Annotated in this window: 23 protein-coding genes; 9 read left to right on the forward strand and 14 right to left on the reverse strand. The window is 64.3% G+C overall.

Annotation, left to right across the window (positions count from 1 at the left end):
• Window positions 1-12 precede the first annotated feature (12 nt).
• Window positions 13-786, reverse strand: coding sequence for an alpha/beta hydrolase (locus K1177_RS15585; protein WP_224704503.1), 774 nt, complete (start codon window positions 784-786; stop codon window positions 13-15).
• A 184-nt stretch (window positions 787-970) separates the two neighbouring features.
• Here K1177_RS15585 and infC point away from each other — a divergent pair, with 184 nt between their 5' ends.
• Window positions 971-1,507, forward strand: a complete 537-nt coding sequence (gene infC / locus K1177_RS15590) for a translation initiation factor IF-3 (RefSeq protein WP_171015719.1) — start codon at window positions 971-973, stop codon at window positions 1,505-1,507.
• Between the two features lie 727 nt (window positions 1,508-2,234).
• Here infC and K1177_RS15595 read toward each other — a convergent pair.
• Window positions 2,235-2,684 (reverse strand): GNAT family N-acetyltransferase, encoded by a 450-nt coding sequence (locus K1177_RS15595; RefSeq protein ID WP_224704505.1) that lies wholly within the window; start codon window positions 2,682-2,684, stop codon window positions 2,235-2,237.
• Between the two features lie 470 nt (window positions 2,685-3,154).
• Between K1177_RS15595 and K1177_RS15600 the strand changes: the two genes are divergently transcribed.
• Window positions 3,155-3,454 carry a hypothetical protein gene (locus tag K1177_RS15600; RefSeq protein ID WP_224704507.1) on the forward strand — a complete coding sequence of 100 codons (300 nt, stop codon included), beginning with the start codon at window positions 3,155-3,157 and terminating at the stop codon, window positions 3,452-3,454.
• Window positions 3,451-5,259, forward strand: coding sequence for a methyl-accepting chemotaxis protein (locus K1177_RS15605; RefSeq protein ID WP_224704509.1), 1,809 nt, complete (start codon window positions 3,451-3,453; stop codon window positions 5,257-5,259). The genes K1177_RS15600 and K1177_RS15605 overlap by 4 nt, the downstream gene beginning before the upstream one ends.
• Window positions 5,260-5,786: 527 nt before the next feature.
• Here the strand turns inward: K1177_RS15605 and K1177_RS15610 are convergent.
• Window positions 5,787-6,419, reverse strand: a complete 633-nt coding sequence (locus K1177_RS15610) for an NADPH-dependent F420 reductase (protein WP_224704511.1) — start codon at window positions 6,417-6,419, stop codon at window positions 5,787-5,789.
• Window positions 6,420-6,525: 106 nt separating this feature from the next.
• On the opposite strand from K1177_RS15610, the gene K1177_RS15615 reads away from it, so the two are divergent.
• Window positions 6,526-7,413 carry a LysR family transcriptional regulator gene (locus K1177_RS15615; RefSeq protein WP_224704513.1) on the forward strand — a complete coding sequence of 296 codons (888 nt, stop codon included), beginning with the start codon at window positions 6,526-6,528 and terminating at the stop codon, window positions 7,411-7,413.
• On the opposite strand, the gene K1177_RS15620 is transcribed toward K1177_RS15615, so the two are convergent.
• The 5 genes from K1177_RS15620 to irrA all read right to left on the reverse strand — a co-directional run bounded on the left by K1177_RS15620 (window position 7,410) and on the right by irrA (window position 10,943).
• On the reverse strand, window positions 7,410-8,306 hold the full coding sequence (locus tag K1177_RS15620) for a ribokinase (protein ID WP_224704521.1): 897 nt from the start codon (window positions 8,304-8,306) through the stop codon (window positions 7,410-7,412). The two genes, K1177_RS15615 and K1177_RS15620, sit on opposite strands and share 4 nt — an antisense overlap.
• Window positions 8,303-8,842, reverse strand: coding sequence for a DUF1697 domain-containing protein (locus tag K1177_RS15625; protein WP_224704523.1), 540 nt, complete (start codon window positions 8,840-8,842; stop codon window positions 8,303-8,305). Before K1177_RS15625 ends, K1177_RS15620 begins: the two co-directional genes overlap by 4 nt.
• The gene (locus K1177_RS15630) at window positions 8,842-9,438 is read right to left on the reverse strand and encodes a YdeI/OmpD-associated family protein (protein ID WP_224704525.1); all 597 of its coding nucleotides are present in this window, start codon (window positions 9,436-9,438) and stop codon (window positions 8,842-8,844) included. The genes K1177_RS15625 and K1177_RS15630 overlap by 1 nt, the downstream gene beginning before the upstream one ends.
• A 1-nt stretch (window position 9,439) precedes the next feature.
• Window positions 9,440-10,276 carry an arylamine N-acetyltransferase family protein gene (locus tag K1177_RS15635; RefSeq protein WP_224704527.1) on the reverse strand — a complete coding sequence of 279 codons (837 nt, stop codon included), beginning with the start codon at window positions 10,274-10,276 and terminating at the stop codon, window positions 9,440-9,442.
• Between the two features lie 220 nt (window positions 10,277-10,496).
• Window positions 10,497-10,943 (reverse strand): iron response transcriptional regulator IrrA, encoded by a 447-nt coding sequence (gene irrA / locus K1177_RS15640; protein WP_318153301.1) that lies wholly within the window; start codon window positions 10,941-10,943, stop codon window positions 10,497-10,499.
• A 193-nt stretch (window positions 10,944-11,136) separates the two neighbouring features.
• Here irrA and fabA point away from each other — a divergent pair, with 193 nt between their 5' ends.
• Together fabA and fabB are read left to right on the forward strand one after the other, a co-directional pair.
• A complete protein-coding gene (fabA, locus tag K1177_RS15645) occupies window positions 11,137-11,667 on the forward strand; it encodes a 3-hydroxyacyl-[acyl-carrier-protein] dehydratase FabA (protein ID WP_224704529.1) in 531 nt (176 codons plus the stop codon).
• A gap of 82 nt (window positions 11,668-11,749) precedes the next feature.
• Complete coding sequence (gene fabB, locus K1177_RS15650) at window positions 11,750-12,976, forward strand: beta-ketoacyl-ACP synthase I (protein WP_224704531.1); 1,227 nt, start codon at window positions 11,750-11,752, stop codon at window positions 12,974-12,976.
• Window positions 12,977-12,988: 12 nt separating this feature from the next.
• On the opposite strand, the gene K1177_RS15655 is transcribed toward fabB, so the two are convergent.
• From K1177_RS15655 to ubiE, 6 genes are all read right to left on the reverse strand, one after another.
• Window positions 12,989-13,489: a shikimate kinase gene (locus K1177_RS15655; RefSeq protein ID WP_224704533.1), complete on the reverse strand. Its 501-nt coding sequence runs from the start codon at window positions 13,487-13,489 to the stop codon at window positions 12,989-12,991.
• Between the two features lie 92 nt (window positions 13,490-13,581).
• The gene (locus K1177_RS15660; protein ID WP_396120228.1) at window positions 13,582-14,349 is read right to left on the reverse strand and encodes a HesA/MoeB/ThiF family protein; all 768 of its coding nucleotides are present in this window, start codon (window positions 14,347-14,349) and stop codon (window positions 13,582-13,584) included.
• On the reverse strand, window positions 14,291-15,022 hold the full coding sequence (locus K1177_RS15665; RefSeq protein WP_224704537.1) for a DUF2259 domain-containing protein: 732 nt from the start codon (window positions 15,020-15,022) through the stop codon (window positions 14,291-14,293). Before K1177_RS15665 ends, K1177_RS15660 begins: the two co-directional genes overlap by 59 nt.
• Complete coding sequence (gene dut / locus K1177_RS15670) at window positions 15,003-15,464, reverse strand: dUTP diphosphatase (protein ID WP_224704539.1); 462 nt, start codon at window positions 15,462-15,464, stop codon at window positions 15,003-15,005. Before dut ends, K1177_RS15665 begins: the two co-directional genes overlap by 20 nt.
• Window positions 15,465-15,531: 67 nt before the next feature.
• Window positions 15,532-17,091, reverse strand: a complete 1,560-nt coding sequence (gene ubiB, locus K1177_RS15675) for a 2-polyprenylphenol 6-hydroxylase (RefSeq protein WP_224704541.1) — start codon at window positions 17,089-17,091, stop codon at window positions 15,532-15,534.
• Between the two features lie 3 nt (window positions 17,092-17,094).
• Window positions 17,095-17,859 carry a bifunctional demethylmenaquinone methyltransferase/2-methoxy-6-polyprenyl-1,4-benzoquinol methylase UbiE gene (ubiE, locus tag K1177_RS15680; RefSeq protein WP_224704542.1) on the reverse strand — a complete coding sequence of 255 codons (765 nt, stop codon included), beginning with the start codon at window positions 17,857-17,859 and terminating at the stop codon, window positions 17,095-17,097.
• 116 nt (window positions 17,860-17,975) lie between these two features.
• Here ubiE and mutM point away from each other — a divergent pair, with 116 nt between their 5' ends.
• The 3 genes from mutM (at window position 17,976) to dnaA (ending at window position 21,650) form a co-directional block, all read left to right on the forward strand.
• Window positions 17,976-18,863 (forward strand): bifunctional DNA-formamidopyrimidine glycosylase/DNA-(apurinic or apyrimidinic site) lyase, encoded by an 888-nt coding sequence (gene mutM, locus K1177_RS15685; protein ID WP_224704544.1) that lies wholly within the window; start codon window positions 17,976-17,978, stop codon window positions 18,861-18,863.
• 152 nt (window positions 18,864-19,015) lie between these two features.
• Complete coding sequence (rpsT, locus tag K1177_RS15690; protein WP_224704552.1) at window positions 19,016-19,282, forward strand: 30S ribosomal protein S20; 267 nt, start codon at window positions 19,016-19,018, stop codon at window positions 19,280-19,282.
• Window positions 19,283-20,189: 907 nt separating this feature from the next.
• The gene (gene dnaA, locus K1177_RS15695) at window positions 20,190-21,650 is read left to right on the forward strand and encodes a chromosomal replication initiator protein DnaA (RefSeq protein ID WP_224704554.1); all 1,461 of its coding nucleotides are present in this window, start codon (window positions 20,190-20,192) and stop codon (window positions 21,648-21,650) included.
• Window positions 21,651-21,715: the final 65 nt, after the last annotated feature.

Raw genomic sequence — 21,715 nt, forward strand, 5'->3', positions numbered from 1 at the left:
CCCGGATGGCGCCTATTTGGACTGAGCCAAGGCCAGTACGGCCTGCCGCAGGCGCACCAGATCCTCGTCGCGGCTCAGGCGATGGTCGCCATCGGGGATCAGCGTCAGCGTCACCGGATCGTGCAGGATATGGGTCACCAGTTCGATCGCATGCGCTGGCGGCACGTCCGGATCCTGCCCGCCCTGCAGGATGGTCACCGGACAGCCTGTCTCCACCACCCCGCCGAGCAGCAGATGCCGCGCACCATCTTCGATCAGCGTGCGATTGATGCGATAGGGCGTGTCCGAATATTGGCTGGGCTGGTCCACATAGCCCTGGCTCTTGAGCGCCTGCCGCTCGTCGGGGGTGAAGCCGGGCAGCATCAGCGCATGGGTCATGTCCGGCGCCGGCGCCACCAGCACCAGGCCATGCGCCGGCGTGCCGGCTGCCAGCAGCGCCCGCGCCAGCAGCAGGGCGATCCAGCCGCCCATCGATGAGCCGACGATGATCTGCGGGCCGCTCGTGGTGGCCAGCACTGCCTGGGCCTCTTCGAGCCAGCGGCTGATGGTGCCCTGGTTGAAGTCCCCGCCCGATACGCCATGCCCGGAATAGTCGAAGCGCGTGACGGCCAGGCCCTGCTCGGCGCCCAGCGCATCGAGCGCCATGGCCTTGCTGCCCGCCATGTCGGAGCGGAACCCGCCCAGCCAGAACAGGCCTGGCCCTTTCCCCTGCCGCTGTTCGACGGCAATGTCGCGGGCCGCCGCGCCTGCGCCGACAGTGAGGGTGAAACGGGTCGAGCTGGTCATGAACGGGCCTTTCATCACATCGCGAACTGGGGATTAGCCATTCGGCCAATCAGGGGCTATAATGGCGCTTCAATGGCCCAATGGGCCTGAAATTGTGCGGTTTAGCCAGTTGACTTATGGTGCGGCTAACACGATTTTATGGCGCAATTCACCCCTTGGCTAAACAACAAAAGGATCGTTTGCCATTCGCCGTCCAATGAGACCAGTTGCGCCCCAAAAAGATGGGCCGCCGTCCAACGAAGATATCACCAGCCCCGATGTCCAGCTCATCGATGCTGAAGGCGAGAACCGCGGGATCGTAAACACCCGTGCTGCGCTCGCTGAAGCCCAGGAACAGGGCCTCGACCTTGTCTTGATCTCTCCCAATGCCAATCCTCCGGTCGCCAAGATGCTCGACCTGGGGCGCTTCAAATATGCCGCGCAGAAAAAAGCTGCCGAGGCCCGCAAGAAGCAGAAGGTGATCGAGGTCAAGGAAGTCCAGATGCGTCCGAACATCGACACGCATGACTACGAGACCAAGATGAAGGCCGTGCAGCGGTTCCTCGACGATGGTGACCGGGTCAAGGTGACGATGCGCTTCCGTGGCCGCGAAATGGCGCACCAGGACCTGGGCATGCAGGTGCTGCTCAAGGTGCGCGAGCAGACCGAGACCATTGCCAAGGTCGAGAGCCAGCCGCGCTCAGAAGGCCGCCAGATGGTCATGGTGCTGGCGCCCAAGTAAGGGCAGCCCCACGACAGCTAAAGCATTTCACACTTGAGCTGATTTGCGGTTCTCTTGCCTCCCTCCCCCTTGAGGGGAGGGACCGAGGGAGGGGGTCTCTCAGTGGCCCTCAGAACCACCCCCACCCCGACCCTCCCCTCAAGGGGGAGGGGGCGACAGAGCCGGGTCAGTCTGAACATGAAACGATCTCGTGCAAAAGGCAGGTCCGGTGGACCTGCCTTTTTGTTTGCCGCTGCCTGCGCCAAGAGCGCCACGCGCAAGACATGCGCCGGCGGGACACGGTATGAAGCGGCTTTCGCCCCGGGGGCTTGCGCCCCCTGATTGGTTATTGAAGAGGCGAAAGCCGCTTCACACGAGCTGGTATTCCTGCGCACGCATCGAGCGGTCCCCCTTTCGGGGTGGGCAATTCCGGTTCTGGCAGCTGTGCCCGCTCGTCCGGCACCCACTCCGCCCCCGTCTGCCCGACCGGTGGTCAGCATACACGCATCGGCCTGGGCGACCCCATGCAGCCAGTCCCCCCGCCCGGCGCTTCGTCGGCACCGCGTGACCGGCAGGGGTGGCAGCAGTATGCGGGCGCTGGCGAGGACCGGGGATAAGATTTTTGTTTGTTGGCGCTGCGCGGAGGTGGCGGCGGCCTGCCGCCGCAACAATTTTCGATCACGTGCACAGCAGGATAGGTCCACGCCGAGCCCAGAGTGCCCAATGCTGCAAGGTGTTTGAAGGGCAGCTATTTCGACAGGACGAATCGGGTCATCCCGGCACCCAGCTTGTCGGTGGGGCGCTCCTGGAAGCCAAAATGCCGGTAGAAGGTTTCCTTGCCCTTCGCAGACATCAAACCAATCGTCGCGCCCATCGCAGCGCGTGCCAGGCATTCTTCGAGAAGCTTTGACACAATCTGTCGCCCGATTGAGCGGTTCTGATGGCTTGGTCGCACGATGATGTCTTGCAGGTAGAAATACAGCACCCCGTCCCCGACCACGCGACCCATGCCAATGAGCTGTTCACCTTCAAAACAGGTGAGATCAATGACACTGCGCTCCAACGCTCTCGTTGCCGTGTCGAGACCGATCTCGCCCCATCCGCAGTCAGACCGCAGCTTTACGAAATCGTCCGGTCTTGGTGGGGTAAATCGGTATGAAATCTGATCATTTGGCAAAGCCAGGGCCCTCTGCTCCAAGCTGAGATTCCCCTAGTGGCGTCCCGCTTGCCGCAAGCGGTCGCACGAACCCGGCCGCTGGACAAGGGCTCTTTGCGCCGAGCGGCGGCTGCGGTCGCGCGAACTCCTGGAACAGGCGGATTCGGCAGTCAAGCCAACCTGTTGTCGCCCGGCGGTCATGTTTTCAGCGCAGCAAGCAGAGCTGTCCTGCCGCTTTGGTTCATTTTGGGTACAGAGTGGATAACGCCGATCTGGCCGTCGTACGCTTGTCCGTTTCCGACCCCTTTTCAGTCGTTCGAGTAGCCATTGGGTTAACCCAAAAGCGGACTTGGCGCACTTCAAGTGAAGTACCCCCCAAGCTGCGCTAGAATGAGCGCTGCGACAGTTTTGTAGAGCGGTAGAATTTAATCAAATTGGTAACCCTTCAAGCCTAATTATATGTCCATGAACGTGGTCCGAATGTCCGCGTGAGGCTCGCTAGAATGCGCCAAATGGCTCCAGCGTTTATTTTCTCGGCTGTTTCGGTGCTACTTGTTGCGGCCTTCATGCTGGCGCCTCAGGGCAAGGGCCAAATGGCGGTCGCCTTTCCGCCCTTCACCAGCGAAGAGACAGCCTGGTCGATCGTGCGCGCTGCTGGCGGATATGTCGTGGCACCAACCACCCTTCCCAATATCGTCGTAGCCTATGCTGTCGACGCCGATTTCCAGCAGCGGGCCAGACGCCTTGGTGCGCTTTTTTTCCTCAAGGCTGCCGGGCTCTGTGCTCCTCAACCAGATCGCGAAACAACATGACACTTGACACCATCCGCAGTCGCGCATCGATCTTTGTTGCCGCTTTGGCGGCGACCATGGCCGCGATCGCACTCATCTCTGAACTGAGGTTTCAGGGGGCCTTGGGCCTGGCCAGCATGTTGGCCGGCCTGGGCCTCGCCGCGCTAGCCATCACCTATCTGATCAGCCGCCAGTCAGCCGCATTCCGCTATATGGCAGTCGCCGTCATGATGGCGCAGGTTATGGCCATTTTGATTGCCACTCGGGGTCAGCCCGAACAGAACGACATCCACATGGCTTTCTTTGCCGGGTTGGCTGTCTGCGCCCTGCTCTACGATACCAAAGCCATCTTACTGGGTGCAGCGCTGGTTGCCATGCACCATCTGGTGCTGGGCATGACGCTCGACGACCTGATCTTCTATGGTGGCGGCGGCTTTGGGCGTGTGCTCTTGCACGCCGTAATTCTGATTATCGAAGCGGTCGGCCTGGTCTGGATGACCGTCAATACCCACCACCTGCTTCAGATAGCCGACGAGCGTTCACAACAGGCCAGGTCCAGCGCCCAGGAAGCCGAACTGCTTGCCGACGAAGTACAGCGCACCACGGCCGCCAGCCGTCAGGAACGCCGATCGACGATGCAGCAGCTGTCCAGCGACTTTAACCGCGTGGTAGATGCAGCCAGCAATGGCGACTTCTCGGCCCGCATCGAAACCAGCTACAGCGATCCTGAACTGGCCAATCTGGCCACATCGATCAATGGGCTGATCACCACCATGGACGAGAGCCTTGGGGAAACCGGGCGGGTGCTGTCAAGCCTGGCTGACACCAATCTGACGCAACGCGTTAGCGGCCAGCACAATGGCGCCTTTGCCAAGTTGCGAGAGGACACCAATGCAGTGGCTGACAAGCTGACAGATATCGTGGGTCAGTTGCGCAACACCTCCCGCGGCGTGCGTGCGGCGACCGGCGAGATTTTGGCCGGCGCCAATGATCTGAGCGAGCGGACGACCAAGCAGGCTGCCACGATCGAAGAGACCTCGGCGACCATGGAGCAATTGGCAACCGCGGTGCAGCAGAGCGCCAAGCAGGCCCAGGATGCTAGCGTGAAGTCTCGGGAAGTATCGCAGGCCGCCGAAGAAGGCGGTGTGGTCATGACCCAGGCTACTGGGGCGATGGAGCGGATTACGAGTTCCTCATCCAAGATATCCAATATCATCGGGTTGATCGACGACATCGCCTTTCAGACCAACCTTTTAGCGCTAAACGCTTCGGTGGAAGCGGCGCGCGCGGGTGATGCTGGCAAGGGTTTTGCCGTGGTGGCGGTGGAAGTGCGGCGGCTAGCGCAGTCAGCGGCCAGCGCGTCCTCGGATGTCAAGTTGCTGATCGAGCAGAGCGCCACCGAGGTGGCGGGCGGCTCCAAGCTGGTGGCCGAAGCGGCCAGTAAGCTGGAAGCCATTCTGGCGGGGATCCGCGAGAACAGCCTGGTGATGGAAGCCATTGCACGCGACAGCAAGGAACAGGCATCTTCGATCGAGGAGGTCAATGTCGCGGTGCGGCAGATGGACGAGATGACCCAGCACAATGCTGCCTTGGTGGAACAAACCAATGCGGCAATCGAGCAGACGGAGGGTCAGGCCAGCGAGCTCGACCGGATCGTTGATATCTTCGTACTCGATGAAAGTGTCCGACCGGCGAAGGCTGCGCCGGTGGTCGTCCCGGCCCAGCGCATCGGGATCAAGGGCTTGCAGGAAAAGGTCAAGCACGCGGCCAAGGCCTACATCAGCCATGGCAATGCTGCTGTTGCCAAAGACTGGAACGAATTCTAGACGTAGCCATCGATATGATTGACCAAAGGGGCGCCAAGTAGGCGCCACTTTGTGTCTTTATGAGTGCATTGCTGCGCAGCAATAGCGCAATTGTGCGGCAGCCCTTTCGGTAAAACTGACGTCGGCCCGACGCCCGATCATCGACTTGATGTATACCGAGATTCTGTGGGGCAGACTTGCTTCGACATCCGTTCGCCAAAGTGTCCGCTCTTGCACTGCGAACCACCTCCGCTGTGCGAAGGAGATGGGGCGCGCTGACGACGAAACTCATTGATCATGTAAACGGCAGGCGTTGTGCCTTGTTTGCCCAAAACCTGCCCTACCGCCTCCCACCCCTATCCCGCCAGCAGCGAATCTACATCGGCAGCCAGTGGAGTGGGCGGTCGCGCGCCCGGCTTGAGACAGGCCAGCCGCGCTCGGTAGGCCGCGAGATGGTCATGGTGCTGGTGCCCCGATGAGCGCCGGCCAGGCCAGAAAACAAAAAGGGGCAGGTCCGTCGGACCTGCCCCTTTTGTCTGGTGTCGCCTTTAGGCCGGGAGACGAGCCCAGGCGGGCGCGATCAGGGTGCCTTGGCCCAGGCCATAGCCGAATTTGATGTTGAGTAGGCCCAGCGGCTCGAGGAGGCGTGCGGTGGCGAGGGCCCCGGTTTCTTCCGGGACAAAGCCGGACAGCGTGACCAGCTCGGACACCGATGCCACGGCATCGGCATCGTCGCCTGCGAGGAACACCGGCAGGGTCGCGGTCTCGTTCACCGGCTGGTCGAACAGGGCCGAGAAGATGGTGTTGTAGGCCTTGACCACCTTGGCCTGGGGCGCAGCGGCCTGGATGGTCTCGGCGGCCGAGGCGTCAAAGCCCAGCAGCAGATTGGCAAAGTCGGGCGTGATCGGGTTGCTCATGTCGACCACGATCTTGCCGGCGAGGGCCGGATTGGCCGCAGCCTCAAGCGCCTTGGCATAGGGCATGGCCAGGACCACGATATCGGCGCTGGCAATGGCGGCATCGGTGGTTTGCGCCCTGGTGCGGCTGCCCGGCAGCTCGGCGGCAAAGGCTTCGGCTGCAGCCAGCTCCCGCGTGGCAATCAGCAGGTCAATCTTGCCGGCGAGGCGGCGGGCCAGGCCCTTGCCCATATTGCCCAGGCCGATAATGGCGAGTGTGGTCATCTCAAGTCTCCATGCAACGCATATCTGTGATGGCCGCAAGCTGCGCCCTTTCGATTAGAAAGAAAATTGCATGGATATGCGCGATACAATTGCATAGAAGTATCGAATGGTTGAGCTTGAACACCTGCGCACGTTCCTGGCTGTGGTGAGGCTGGGCAGCTTTGTTGCCGCAGCGCGCTTTCTCAGTGTCTCGCCTGCCATGGTCGGCCGTCGCATCCAGTCGCTGGAGGAGCGCTATGGCACGCGGTTGATCGAACGCACGACCCGCAACCAGCGCCTGACGATGGCGGGCGATGACTTTCTGCTGCGCGCCACGGCCATCATCGAGGCCACCGAGGCGCTTGACGAGCTGACCCATCCCAACTCCGGCCGGCTCGCCGGGCGCATCCGCGTCAGCGCGCCGACAACGGTCGGCATCAAGCGATTGCCGGCCATCATCGCGGGCTTTGTCGAGCGCCACCCCGATGTCATCGTCGAGATGAGCCTGAGCGACCGCCGCGTTGACCTTGTGGCCGAAGGGTTCGACCTGGCGGTGCGCATCGGCCAATTGCGCGGCGCGGCGATGATCGCCCGACGCGTCGGCACCTATCGCTTTGCCTGCTGTGCGGCGCCGGCCTTTCTGCGCCGCCATGGCACGCCAGACCATCCCGACCGCCTGCGGGACTTGCCGGCCGTGCTCAATCTCAACCTGACGCCGCGCAACCGCTGGCCATTCCAGCAACTGGATGGCACGCCCTTTACCGTGGAGGTGAATGGCAATGTCGAGATCGACAATGGCGAGGCCCTGCGCGCCGCGGCGCTGGCCGGTGCAGGCCTGGCCTATATTCCGCGCGATCTGGTCGCCGACGATCTCGCCGATGGCCATCTGGTCGCCGTGCTGGAAGACTGGACCTTGCCCAGCCTGCCCATCCACACCATTCACCCCTCGCGCCAGCTGGTGCCGCGCCGGGTCATGGCCTTTATCGATGCCGTCGCCGAAGGCTTTCGGGACTAGGTCTTGAGCGCCGCATCCACCTCGGACGCTAGCGGAATGGCCGGCTGCGCCCCGGGCTTGAGACAGGCAAGGCTCCCCGCGGCCGCTGCGCGGCGCAGGGCGGTTTCCAGATCCAGCCCGGCATCGAGCCCGGCGGCGAGATAGCCGCAGAAGGTGTCGCCGGCGCCCACGGTATCGACCGGCTTGATCGGCAGCGCCTTGACGTGCAGCGCCTTGCCGTCGCGAATGGCTTTGACGCCATCGCCACCCAGGGTGACGATCAGCGTCTGGTTATGCGCTTTGGCCCAGTCGGCCATGGCGGCATCAAGCTCGCTCTCGGGCCGGCCGCTGAGCAGGGCAAATTCGGTTTCATTGGCCACCACAATGCTGGCCAGCGGCGCCACGGACGCGGTGTCGGCGAGGAAGGGCGCGGTGTTGAACACGCTGGTGATGCCCCGCTCACTGGCCAGTTCGAGCGCGCGGCGGCTGGCGGCCTGGGGGATTTCCTGCTGCACCAGCAGCACATCGCCGCTGGCCATGCTCGTCACGGCGGCCTCGGCATCGGCGGGCGTCATGGTGCCATTGGCGCCCGGCAGCACGGCAATGCAGTTTTCACCGGCCGCATCGACAAAGATCATGGCAATGCCGGTGGCCTCGGTGGTGCGGCGTACCTCGGCCAGATCGACCCCGGCGCCCTCGAGAAGCTCCAGAGCGGGCGCGGCAAAACTGTCCTGCCCCACGGCCGAGACATGGCGTACCTTGGCGCCGGCGCGGCGCGCCGCCAGCGCCTGGTTGGCGCCCTTGCCACCGGCCGCCATGGAGAAGGTGCCGCCGGCCACAGTCTCGCCCGCCTGGGGCAGGCGCGGCACGGTGCCGATCTGATCAAGATTGGTGGAGCCGAATACGGTGATCACTGCAAAATCTTCTCTATCGTGTTCCAGTTGCGCATGGTGTCGAGCCAATCCTTGCCGACCGCGGCGTAGAGCGGCTTGAGCACCTCCTCGACATGCTCTGTATAGCGCCCGTTGGCCTGGCGATAGGTCGCCAGATAGAGCTCCCGATCATCCATGCGGACGATCTCAGTATCCTTGGGGCGGCCCTCGAGCGCGCAGCTCTCGGGAAAGGGCCGGTCCGACAGCAGCACATGGCGTGTCAGGTCAGCATCCGGATCGAGCCCGGCAAAGGGCGCCGCCGCGACCATGGCCGCCAGCGCATCGGCCGAGCGGACAACGGCGCGCACCGGAAAGGCAAAGCTCTTTTCCATCGCGGCCTCGATGCGGTGACGGACGTCCGCCTCGTTGCCCTCAGCCTCGAACCGCACATTCCCGCTGGCCAGAAAGGTCTTGACTGCGCCCAGGCCCGCGGTCTCGAGGCACGCCTTGAGCTCGGCCATTTTCATTTGCCGCTTGCCCAGGTTGACCCCGCGCAGAAAGCCGCACCACACCGCCATCAGCCCTTGTCCTTTTGCGGATAGATGGTTTCCCCGCGCGCCAGCATGTCGACAAAGCCGGCGATCTTGTTGGTCCGCCCGGCTGCGGTCTTGAGGCTGTTGGTGCGGAAGATCACGGCAAAGCGGTTTTGGGCGGAGAGGCCCTCATAGGTCTTTTGCGCCGCGGGATTGGCGGCGATGGCCGCCAGCAGATCGGCCGGCGCATCCTGCGTCGTCTTGTAGGCCGCGTCCCAGCGACCATCCGCCTTGGCCGCCGCGACATGCACCCGTCCGTGCTCCGTCATCAGGCCGGCGGCTTCGAGCCGCGCGACATTGTCGCGGTTGATCTGGCTCCACACCGATTTTGGCCGCCTTGGGCAATAGCGCTGCACAAAGCTGGTCTCGTCCCAGCTCTTCTTGATGGCGTCGATCCAGCCCCAGCACAGCACCACATCGATGGCCTCGACCGGCGTGATGCTGGGCACGCGGCTGGCCTTCTTGAAGATACGGATCCAGATTTCGTCGGCGCTATCGTGGTTGGCGCCCAGCCAGTCGTAGAAGCTCTGCCGGTCGGCAAATTCCAGCACCTTGGCCGGGTCCACGACGACGGGCGCCATGTCAGTCGACCGTCGCGCGCGCCGGCGCGGCGGTGAGCACGCGCTGCAGGGCCGGCTCGAAATCCTCGCCCGTCGGCAGGGTAATGCGGAACACGTCGGCCAGCATGGTGCGCAGCCCGGCCACGTCCTCGGCATAGCGTCGCTCGGGGTCCTGGCCGGCCCGGTAAATGCTCAGCCGGTTGCCGGAGAGGGCATACTGCACCTCCTTGTCCACCCGGGCGGCGAACAGCAGCGCGCGACTGTAATATTCCTTTTCCACCAGGCTGTTGATGGCCGCGATGTCGCCCTCGCTCTGCTCGACTGGCTCGAACTGATAGATGCCGCGCCAGTCCTCGCCCAGTTTCACATCCAGCCGCCAGAGGTCATCCACCTTGCTCAGGCGGAACAGGTTATCGCCCACCTGCTGTTCGACGCCGTCGCGCAGCTTGAGTGGCGCGGTGAGCGTAAAGACGCTGCAGCCCACGTCGCACAGATAGCTGCTGCCGGAAATGTCCACGACCAGCACCATATGGCTGATCATGCTCGCCCCGCCCTCGCCATGGCCCCACAACATGCGGGCGGCGTGGCCGCGCACGCTGTAGTCGAGTTCGCGCAGCTCGTTCATCAGCAGCGTATTGTGCTCAAAGCAATAGCCGCCACGTCCCTTGTGCAGCATCTTCTGCTCAAGGCTGGCCTGATCGAGCTGCACCGGGCGCCCCATCAGCGGATCAAGATTTTCAAAGGGAATGGCCACCGGGTGCAGGCCATGAATGGTTTCGAGTGTCGCCAAGGTCGGGGCGATTGAACCAGCAAAGCCGATTCGTTCGAAATAGGCGTTCAGATTGACCTTTTGGCTCATTGGCCACCCTTGCCGCTATTGTCGTTCAGCCTGCAATATGGGTCATGGCTCAGGCTCTGTCACCGCCACCGCAAGGCGTTTTTGCCGCGACGGGGGCTGGACAGCCCCATTTTGTTCACAGCAGGAGCGCGCCGTCACGCAGTCACGTGGCGCCGATTCCGGCCGTAAACCTCTTTGATGCAACACTATTGTCGCGCTGTGCTGCGCCGGCCCAAGGGGCTCAGGCCTGCGTCTTGCGCACCCGGATAACCACGTCCACATGGCTGACCTTCATGCCCTTGGGGGGCTCGGGCAGCGCCAGGAACTCCACCGAGGCGGCCGGAATATCGATCATCCGCTGCTCGTCCTCGACGTAGAAATGGTGGTGGTCCGACGTGTCGGTGTCGAAATAGGAGCGCGAGGCATCCACCGCCACTTCGCGCAGCAGCCCCGCTTCATGGAACTGGTGCAGCGTGTTGTAGATGGTGGCCAGCGACACATTGACCCGTGCCTCGCCCGCCTCGCTGTGCAGCTGCTCGGCACTGACATGGCGATGCGGCCCGCCAAACAGCAGCTCGGCCAGAGCCACGCGCTGGCGTGTCGGGCGAAGTCCGGCCATGCGCAGCACCGCGGTCAGGCACGGCTTGCGCGAAGGAATCGACCGGGCGGTCTGGCTGCGATCAGTCATGGGTCCTTGGGGTCCTCGGGTACACGAAAGGGCCTGTATTTGTGCCCTATCTTATAGACAGCACGGGACATCGATACAAGCGCCGCTGCAGTCGCAGCACGGGCAAAGCCCCGCTGGCGCTGGCCTTGCCGCCCTTGACCCCCCTGTTGCACCGCTATACGAGACGAACACAAGGTTAACCGGGGTTAGGTGCATGGCCGAGCGGCAGAGCGCATTTGGGTATCAAGAGCTGTTGGCGCATGGTCGCGGCGAACTGCCCGGCCAGGGCGATGCACGCCTGCCTGCCCCACCGATGCTGATGTTCGACCGCATTACCTCGATCACCGAGGACGGCGGCGCCTATGGCAAGGGCCAGGTGCGCGCCGAGCTCGACGTCAATCCGGACCTGTGGTTCTTCAAGTGCCATTTCATCGGCGACCCCGTCATGCCCGGCTGCCTTGGCCTGGACGCCATCTGGCAGATGACCGGCTTTTTCCTCAGCTGGATCGGCCAGCCCGGCAAGGGCCGCGCCCTGGGCGGGGAAATCAAGTTCACCGGCCAGGTGACCGATGACGTCAAGCTGGTCGAATATGGCATCGACCTCAAGCGCGTCATGAAGGGGCGCCTGACGCTGGGCATCGCCGATGGCTGGGTCAAGGCCGACGGCGCAGTGATCTATGAAGCCAAGAACCTGCGCGTGGGTCTGTTCACGGACGCGCCGATGCAGGGCGAAAAGAGCGCCTGATTACACCGGTGCCTTTCTGTAGCCACCAAAGAACAATAACCGCCCATTCAAGGGCGTCCGATCAAGACGGAGCGAGGCCACTATGAGACGAGTTGTCGTCACCGGCATGGGTATCATTTCCTCGATCGGCAATTCGCTGGACGAGGTCACCCAAAGCCTGCGAGACGCCCGGCCCGGCATTGTGTTCGCGCAGGACTATGCCGACCTGGGCTTCCGCAGCCAGGTCAAGGGCGATCCACGGCTCGATCCTTTCGAGCTGCTCGACCGCCGCGTCACCCGCTTCATGGGCAAGGGCGCGGCCTGGAACTACCTTGCCATGCAGCAGGCTATTGCTGACGCGGGCCTGGAGGAATCCGACATCTCCAACCCCATGACCGGCATTGTCATGGGCTCGGGCGGCGCCTCCACCCGCACGATCGTGGAAGCTGCCGACACCACCCGCAAGAACACCAGCCCCAAGCGCATCGGCCCGCTGGCCGTGCCCAAGGCCATGGGCTCGACCGCCTCGGCAACGCTGGCCACCGCCTTTGGCATCAAGGGCGTGAACTATACGATCACTGCCGCCTGCGCGACCTCCAAGCATTGCATCGGCAATGGCATGGAACAGATCATGCTGGGCAAGCAGGACATCGTCTTTGCCGGCGGCCATGAGGATCTCGACTGGACATTGTCCAACCTGTTCGACGCCATGGGCGCCATGAGCTCGGACTTCAATGCCACCCCCGAAAAGGCCAGCCGCTGCTATGACGCGGCGCGCGATGGCTTCGTCATCTCGGGCGGCGCCGGTGTCCTGGTGCTCGAAGAGTATGAGCACGCCAAGGCGCGCGGCGCCAAGATCTGGGCCGAGCTGGTGGGCTATGGCGCTACCTCCGATGGCCTCGACATGGTGGCCCCCTCGGGCGAGGGCGCGGCCCGCTGCATGCAGATGGCGTTGCGCAACGCCGGCCCGCGCATCGACTACATCAATCCCCATGCCACCTCGACGCCCGTGGGCGATCTCAAGGAGATCGAAGCCATCCGCGCCGTGTTCGGCAATGGTGACGCCTGCCCGCCCATCTCGGCGACCAAGTCGCTGACCGGCCACAGCCAGGGCGCCACCGGCGTGCACGAGGCGATCTATTCGATCCTGATGATGAAGCACCGCTTCATCGCCGCCAGCGCCAATATCGACACGCTCGACCCGGCCTTTGAGGACATGCCCATCGTCCGCCAGCGCCGCGACAATGTCGATCTGGGCGCCGTCTTGTCGAACTCGTTCGGCTTCGGCGGCACCAATGCCGCCCTGGTGTTCAAGCACCCCGACGCCTGAGCCGCCGGCTGATCAGGTCTTGCCAAGTCCGGTCGCCGCGATGACAGCGGCGGCCATGGCGCCGGGCGCCGCTGTCGAGAGCACCAGCGCATCGCCCTCCGCCCGGTACCGCGCAAAGCGCGTGCGGAACTTCTCGCTTTCGCTCTCTGCCTCAAAACCAAAGCCGCGCGTCAACTGCCGCGCCACCACGATGCGGCAGGCCAGGTCGATATCGAGGCTGGGCAGCAGCACCATGCCATAGCCACCCCAGATCAGCGCCCGGGCCTGCTGATAGTCCTCTGTTTCAGGCGCGGCCGCCAGAAAACCCGACGGGGTGACGAAGACCTGTGGGCCAACGGGTTTGGCCGCCATCTCCTGCGCCAGCGCCAGATTGGCGGCGCGGTAGGCCCCATAGCCATGGGCGGCAATATAGTCGCCGATCACGGCGATCCGCGCGCAGAACTCCAAGTCCAGATCGAGCAGGGGCCAGCCGAGCTGTTGCGCCAGCGCGCGGCCAAGCGTCGACTTCCCCACGCCGCCCGGCCCGAGCAGAAACAGGGTTTCCCCGCTGTGCCAGGCGCGCCGTGCGATGACCTGGGTGTCGCTCGCAGCGGGCGGCGCCGCGCTCAGAACGCGAACTCGGAAAAATGCGCGCCCTGGCTGTCATAGGTCAGCACGCGCCCGATCAAGGGCGTGCCGATGCTGGTGATCAGCTTGATAGCCTCCATGGCCATCAGCGTGCCAATGACCCCGGTCAGCGGCCCCAATATGCCCGTCGCCTCGCAACTGGGCAGGTCGGCATCGTCGGCCCCTATGGGATAGAGCGCATCAAACCCCGGTCCCCCCGGAGCAAAGACGGTCACCTGGCCGTCGAACATCGAGACCGCGCCCGAGACCAGGGGGATGCCGGCTTTGGCGGCGGCAGCGGCCACCGCACGGCGCGTGACGAGGTTGTCGGTGCCGTCGAGCACGATGTCATAGCCGGCCAGCTCGGCGTCGGCATTGGCCGCCGTCAGCTGCGGATGCAGGCGGATGGCCACATGCGGATTGAGCGCAGCGGCGAAGTCGCGCGCGCTCTCGGCCTTGCCGCTGCCGATGCCGGCGCTGGTGTGGATCACCTGCCGCTGCAGGTTGGACAAGGCGATCTCGTCATGCTCGGCTATGCCCAGCGTGCCGACCCCGGCGCCCGCCAGATAGGCAATCACCGGACTGCCCAGCCCGCCGGCGCCGACCACCAGAACGCGCGCCGCCTTGAGCGCCTGTTGCCCGCGCCCGCCCATGCCCTTGAGCACCAGATGGCGCGCATAGCGGCGGGTCTCTTCGGGCGACAGCGGATCAGAAGCCAAGGGGCACCGCAAGAAAGCGCCGGTCCGGCCCCTCGAAGCCCTGCGCATAGATCGAGATCAGCGCCACGGCATGGGGCAGGGGGTCATCGACCCAGGGCGCCAGCACGGCATAGATGCGGTAGTTGACCGGGCAGCCGCGCGAGCGTGGCAGCGTGTCGTCCTGATGCACCAGCCGGGTTTGGTCCCCGTCTGCCACGGCCAGGGAAAAGCCGATGGCACGGGCGCCGAACCAGGCGTTGCACGGGGTCATGGCCTGCACCTCCCCCGTTGACAGGGTCAGCCTGTAGTCGCCCATCACATCGCCAATGCCATAGCCGGGCAGGCCGAAGTGCAGGCTCTGCCCGTCCATGTCCGGGGCGCCATCGGCCGCCATGGCCAGCACCTGCACCGGCGCATCGATGCCAAGCGTCGCCAGCGTTTCGCCGGCCTTTTCGCGCGCCTCTGCGCGCACCTCGAGCAGGGACGTCTCTTCCTTGTCGGCCAGCTTGCGGATCGGGGTGCCGACCACCCAATTGTCCTCGACCAGATCGATCACATAGACGGTCGAATAGGCAAAGCCCGAACCATCCTGGATGCCGAATTCCTCAAAGGCCAGGTAATGACTGTCCCGCGAATAGCCGATGACCTCGATCAGCGCCCGGTCGCCGGCCAGGGCCGGGATGACCAGCAGGACCAGCGCGCCCAAAAGGCCCAGCAGACGCCTAGCGACCCGTTGAACCATGTCCGCCCTCGCCGCGTTGCGTTTCATCAAGTGTCTCCACTGCATCGATCCTGACGGCGCTCACCGGGGCCACCACCATCTGCGCGATGCGGTCTCCGCGCTGCACCACAAAGGCCTGGGTGCCGTGATTGATCAGCATCACCTTCACCTCGCCCCGATAGTCCGCATCCACCGTGCCGGGGGCATTGAGCACCGTCACGCCGTGCTTGGCTGCAAGGCCCGAACGCGGCCGGATCTGCGCCTCAAAGCCGATGGGCAGGGCCATGGCAAAGCCGGTCGGCACCATGGCATGGCGGCCCGGCGCGATCTCGAGGCTTTCTCCTGCCGGCAGCGCTGCCGCCAGATCGAGCCCGGCCGCCCCGGCGGTCTGCTGGGCCGGCAGCGGCAGGCCGCGGCCATGCTCCAGCCAGCGCAATGCGATCGAGACGGGGCTGGACGGCATCAGGAGACTCGCAAAATGTTCGGATTGTTCGACAATCTAGGGGCAAGGGCGCAAGCGGACAAGCGCCCTAGACCCCCGGCAGCATGACAAGACGCCAGAGCCCGATCAATAGGATAAGTCCGGCCAAACCCATCAGACCCAGCAACATGGCGCGCAGCAGCGGATCGGCCGGGCGGTGCTTGTTGGCGTGGTAATCGGCCAGGGCCAGTTCGGCCTGGCTGAGGATGGTCGGCAGCCGACCGGCGGCCTCGGCAGCGGTCTTGACATGCTCCTTGAGGGTTTCGATCTGCCCCAGCGGGCCGGCCTCGCGACGCAGCCAGTCGCCGACAACCGGCTCGGCCACGGTCCAGATGTCGAGATCGGGGTCGAGCGCCCGCGCCACGCCCTCCACCAGCACCATCGATTTCTGCAGCAGCACCAGCTCGGGCCGGGTCTGCATGTCGAAAAGGTCCGTGATGGCGAACAGCTGGCCCAGAACCCGCGCCATGGAAATGTCGCGCGCGGTGCGCCCATGCAGCGGCTCGCCGATGGAGCGGATGGCCAGCGCGAAATCATCCACCGACTTGTTGGCCGGCACATAGCCGATCTCGAAATGCCGCTCTGCCACCAGCCGGTAGTTGCGGGTGATGAAGCCATAGAGAATATCGGCGAGGAACCGGCGTTCCCGCCGGTTGATACGGCCCATGATGCCGAAGTCGACCGCGATCACGCCATTGGTGCGCGGATCGGCGAACAGATTGCCCGGGTGCATGTCGGCGTGAAAGAAGCCGTCGCGGATGGCATGCTTGAGAAAGCTTTGCAGCAGCGTCGCCGCCAGCGCCTTGCGATCCACCCCGGCCGCGTCGAGCGCGGCATGGTCGCGGATCGGAATGCCCTCGACCCAGCTGGTGGTCAGCACATTATGCGCCACATGATCCCAGCTGACGGTGGGGATGACAAAGCCGGTGTCGTCCTTGATGTTCTCGGCCATTTCGGAAATGGCGGCGGCCTCGAGCCGCAGGTCGAGCTCGAGCTGGGCCGAGCGGTCGAGCGTCTCGACCACCTCGATGGGCCGCAACCGCTTGGTGGAGCGCACGAAGCGATCGGCCAGCCGGGCCACGGCATAAAAGCTCTCGATATCGGAGCGGAAGCGCTGTTCGACGCCGGGCCGCAGCAGCTTGACCGCCACGGCGCGGCGCGGGCCCTCGGCGGGCACCAGCATGGCCTTGTGCACCTGGGCAATGGAGGCGGCGGCAATGGGCGGGCTCATTTCGGTGAGTTCGGCGGCCTTGTCGCCCAGCGCGTCGGTGAGGATGGCCGGCACCAGCGCCGGATCAAACGGCGCCATCCGGTCCTGCAGCCCCGCCAGATCCTGCGCCACGGCGGCGCCCACCACATCGGGGCGGGTGGCCAGCGTCTGTCCGAACTTGACATAGGTGGGGCCCAGCCGGTTGAGCGCGGCGTTGAGCCGCTCGACATGGCCGGTCTTGCGCACGCTGGGGCGCTCGATCAGCCGCCCCAGCCAGATACCCAGGCGCATCGGCGCCAGGGCCGGGGGCAGGCCGTCAATCGAGATGATGGACAATGCGCCTTCGCGCGCCAGCACATAGCCGGCCCGCAGCAGGCGGAAATAGGCACCGAACAGCATGGGCTAGAGCTTCCATCCCGAGAACAGCGTGGCCACATTGCCCGTATAGGATGTGTGCTTGCAGCGCTTGAAACCCGCTTCGGCCAGCATGGCCTCGAACTGCGGCGGGCTGGGGAACTTGCGGATCGATTCCACCAGATATTGATAGGGCTGGGCGTCCCCGGTCACCAGTTTGCCCATGGGCGGGATAATGCTGTCGGAAAAGGCCTTGTAGACCACGTCCATGCCGGGCACATCGACCTGGCTGAACTCGAGCACCAGGATGCGGCCACCGCGCTTGAGCACGCGATGGGCTTCGTTCAGCGCCTTCTGGATGCGCGGGACATTGCGGATGCCGAAGGCGATCGTATAGGCGTCAAAGCTGTTGCTCTCGAAGGGCAGCTCCTCGGCATTGGCCTCGACGAAGCTGGCCTGGGCCGGGAACCGCCAGGACTTGGCGCGCTCGGCGCCGACGCGCAGCATGTCCGAATTGATGTCGCTGACCACCACCTCGGCATAGCCCACCGAGGCATTGATGATGCGCTCGGCGATGTCGCCGGTGCCGCCGGCCATGTCGAGCACGCGATAGGGCCGGCTGCCGGACTTGGGCGGCGCCAGATCGGCGACCATGGCATTCTTCCACAGCCGGTGGATGCCCATGCTCATCAGATCGTTCATCAGGTCGTAGCGGTCCGCCACGCCGTGAAACACCTTGTTGACCAGGCCCTGCTTGTCGTCGAGCGCCACGGTCTGCTCGCCAAAATGGGTGGTCTCGTGGGCCTGGGTCATGGCATGGGTCCAATCCGCCTGAGGGAAACACTTCTATAGTCTGTCGGCGCGCACCATATTCAACCCCATCCGGCTTTGCCATGGCGCAAAGCGGCACAGGTGAAAGAGATCCAAACATGCCCGAACTGCCCGAGGTGGAAACGGTGCGCCGGGGGCTGGAGCCCTGGCTGGCCGGCGCCCGCATCCAGACCGTCACGCTCAACCGGGCCGATCTGCGCTTTCCCTTTCCGGTCAACCTCAAGGCAGGGCTGGAGGGCGACACCATCATCGGCGTCGGCCGCCGCGCCAAATATCTGCTGATCGGGCTCGAGAGCGGTCGCACCCTGCTCAGCCACCTGGGCATGACCGGCTCCTGGCGCTTCGCCGAACACGGCATCGACAAGGCGCCGCGCTATTATGAGCCGGGCCTGGCACCCAAGCATGACCATCTGGTCTTTGACATCGCCCATCCGGCCCATGGCCAGAGCCACCTGATCTATGCCGACCCCCGCCGCTTCGGCTTTCTCGATCTCTATGAAGATCTCTCGGCCAGCCCCTATCTCGCCGGCCTCGGACCCGAGCCCCTCGGCAACGATTTTCACGCTGCGGCATTGGCCCAGGCCTTTGCCGGCAAGAAGACGCCGATCAAGGCGGCCTTGCTCGACCAGCGCATCGTCGCCGGCCTAGGCAATATCTATGTGTCCGAGGCGCTTCATCGCGCCCATATCCTGCCCACGGTGATGGCCGGCAGCCTGGTGACGCCCACCGGCCGGCCCAAGCGGGCGCTCGATGATCTTGTGCGGGCCGTGCGCCAGGTGCTCGACGAGGCCATTGTCTCGGGCGGCTCCACCCTGCGCGACTTCCGCAATGCCCAGGGCGGCTCGGGCTATTTCCAGCACAATTTTGCAGTCTATGACCGCGAGGGGGATGCCTGCCCCACGCCCGGCTGCCATGGCGTCATCCAGCGGATCGTGCAATCGGGCCGCTCCACCTTCTTTTGTCCCGTGTGCCAGAAGCAACCCTGACCCGCGCCGGGGCTGAATCCAGTTGACGCTAACCCTGGCTTCCCCTATAGACCCACCAACTTGGCGGCAGTCGAAAGCCGCCGATTTCATTTCATCCCGGACGCATGCGACCTCGTGGCGCGATCGGCCGGTTGGACGCCAAGAGGACCATCATGGCCAATACGCCGTCAGCCAAAAAGGCTACCCGCAAGATCGAAGCCCGCACCGCGGTCAACAAGTCGCGCCGTTCGCGCGTGCGCACCTTCATCCGCAAGGTTGAAGAAGCCATTGTTGCCGGCGACCACAAGCTGGCCATGGAAGCCCTGGCTGTTGCAGCTCCCGAGATCAACCGGGCTGCTTCCAAGGGCATCGTTCACGCCAATCTGGCCGCCCGCAAGGTGAGCCGCCTGAACAGCCGCGTGAAGGCCCTCAGCGCCTAAGACAATTGTCCCCGCCGTGCGTTCCGCACGGTTGGCGTGACCCGACAAATGGGCTCCTTGCGGAGCCCATTTTCTTTGCCCGGTCACACGGGCATGCTTTTCCGTCTTGCGGCCATCGTGTCATTTGCGTGACAGCCGGCCAGGCGCCCTGTAGAGCGCCTAAGTACGGGCTTTTGTTGAGTATTGTCAGGAGTTTGTTGCCGGCCCGCGGCGTCGTGAAAATGTCTTCATGACGCTTGAAGGCGAGCCGAAAGGTCGCACCGGAAAAATTATTTTGGGGTGCCGGAAAGCCCGTTTTGGGGATTCTGCATTGAGTCACAAACGCTTGGTTTGGATCATCGCGGAGGGGGGTGCGGATGGCTAAAATTCTCACTCAGAGTCAAGCCCCCATTTTTCCGATTCCACGGTTGCGAGCCCAAAATCGTCCCTCTAAAGTAATCTCGTCAGCTTGAAAAAGACGCCACTTACGAGCGATCCAACACAGGCTGGCGGGGCACTATGTGGGGCAGTTTTTACTCGGTTCGGTTCCGGCCGGAAGTGGTGACAGGTGAGGGTTGTGTTCACAACTCATGCGCTTGTGCGTCCATTTCGGCGACCATGTTGTAGTTTATCGACACAGGCCAGCTCTGGCCGGGTTCACGATAGATAGGCGTAAGACGCCGGCGGCACACACCGACGGAGAGAAAAGGCGTGTCCGCGCGAGCGGATGCAGGGGCGAAGCCATGGCCGCGTGGACCACACGTTACGGCCATGGAGAAACAAGAATGCTGCTGGCGGGACTTTGCGGACCGGCCGGCGAGAAGAAACGAGGCTGACAATGACGCGACAGGCGACCGCCGGACAGCCGGATTGGGACTCCTCCCACCCGGCAACCATCTCCCTGACCACCAAAGGCGATACTCCTGTCATGACCACAACCGACTCCTCCGAAGGCCAGCGCGAACTCTGGAACCGCGTGCGTGCCCGGATCAAGGCGTCGGTCGGTGCCGATGTGTTCACCTCCTGGTTCGCCAGCCTCGAGCTGGAAGAGATTGTCGACGACGTGGTGCACCTGTCCGCGCCCACGCGCTTTTTGTGCTCCTGGGTGCAGTCCAACTATGCCGACCGCATCCTGGAGGCCTTCCGCCAGGACGCCGAAACCGTCAGCCGCATCCAGGTGACGCTGCGCGTCAATGGCCAGGCCCGTCCGCGCCTGGCGCCGGTCGTCACCGAGACGCCGGCCGCCGAGGAGACCGCGACCCCCGCAGCCCCCAGTGCGCCGATGCTGGCTTCGACTGTGGCGCGCTTTCCGCGCGACGCGGCAGCACAGCCCAAGGGTGATGCGCTGTCGGGCAGCGCCATCGATCCGCGCATGACCTTCGACAGCTTCGTGGCCGGCGAAGCCAATGAAATGGCCTTTGGCGTTGCCAAGCAGATCGCCAATGCCGCCGCCAACAATGCCGTGACCTTCAACCCGGTCTATATCCACTCCACCGTCGGCCTGGGCAAATCCCACCTGCTCAACGCCATCGCCCATGCCGTGCAGTCGGCCGATGCCTCCAAGAACATCGTCTATCTGACCGCCGACCACTTCATGTACCATTTCATCACCGCCGTGCAGCGCCAGTCCGCGCTCGGCTTCAAGGAATGGCTGCGCCGCGTCGACCTGCTGCTGATCGACGACATGCAGTTCCTGCAGGGCAAGTCGGCCACCGAATTCGGCCATACGCTGGGCACGCTGCTCACCGGGGCCAAGCAGGTCGTGGTGGCCGGCGATGCGCCGCCGCGCGATCTCGAAATGCTCGATGAGCGCGTCCGCTCGCGTCTCTCGGGCGGGCTGGTCGTGCCGATCTCGGGCTTTGATCTCGAACTGCGCCGCGCCATCGTGCAGCGCCGCGCCGACCAGGCCACCGCGCGCTATGGCATGCACTTCCCCGCGCCCGTGATCGACTATATCGCCCGCGCGGTCATCAGCCATGGCCGCGACCTCGACGGCGCCGTCAATCGCCTCGTCGCCGCCAACCAGCTCACCGGTGAACTGGTCACCGTGCCGCTGGCCGAAAAGACCCTGGGCGACCTGATCCGCAGCCGCGAAGTGCGCCGCGTGCGCATCGAGGACATCCTGCGCATGGTCTCGCGCCACTACAAGGTGCCGCGCAATGAGCTGCTCTCGGCCCGCCGCTCGCGCGATGTGGTGCGGCCGCGCCAGATCGCCATGTTCCTGGCCAAGGCGCTGACCTCGCGCTCGCTGCCCGAAATCGGCCGCCGCTTCGGCGGACGCGACCACACCACCGTGCTGCATTCGGTGCGCAAGGTGGAACAGATGATCAAGGATGATGTCGAACTGGCCCAGGAGATCGAGCTGCTCAAGCGCATGCTCGAGGAATAGCCGCCGTTCCACCGACAGGTCGGTCGTTCAGCCCCGCGCCTGTGGCGCGGGGCTTTTGCTTAGCC

Origin of the sequence: Devosia aquimaris (genome assembly GCF_020169335.1) — a bacterium.
Classification (GTDB): Bacteria; Pseudomonadota; Alphaproteobacteria; order Rhizobiales; family Devosiaceae; genus Devosia; species Devosia aquimaris.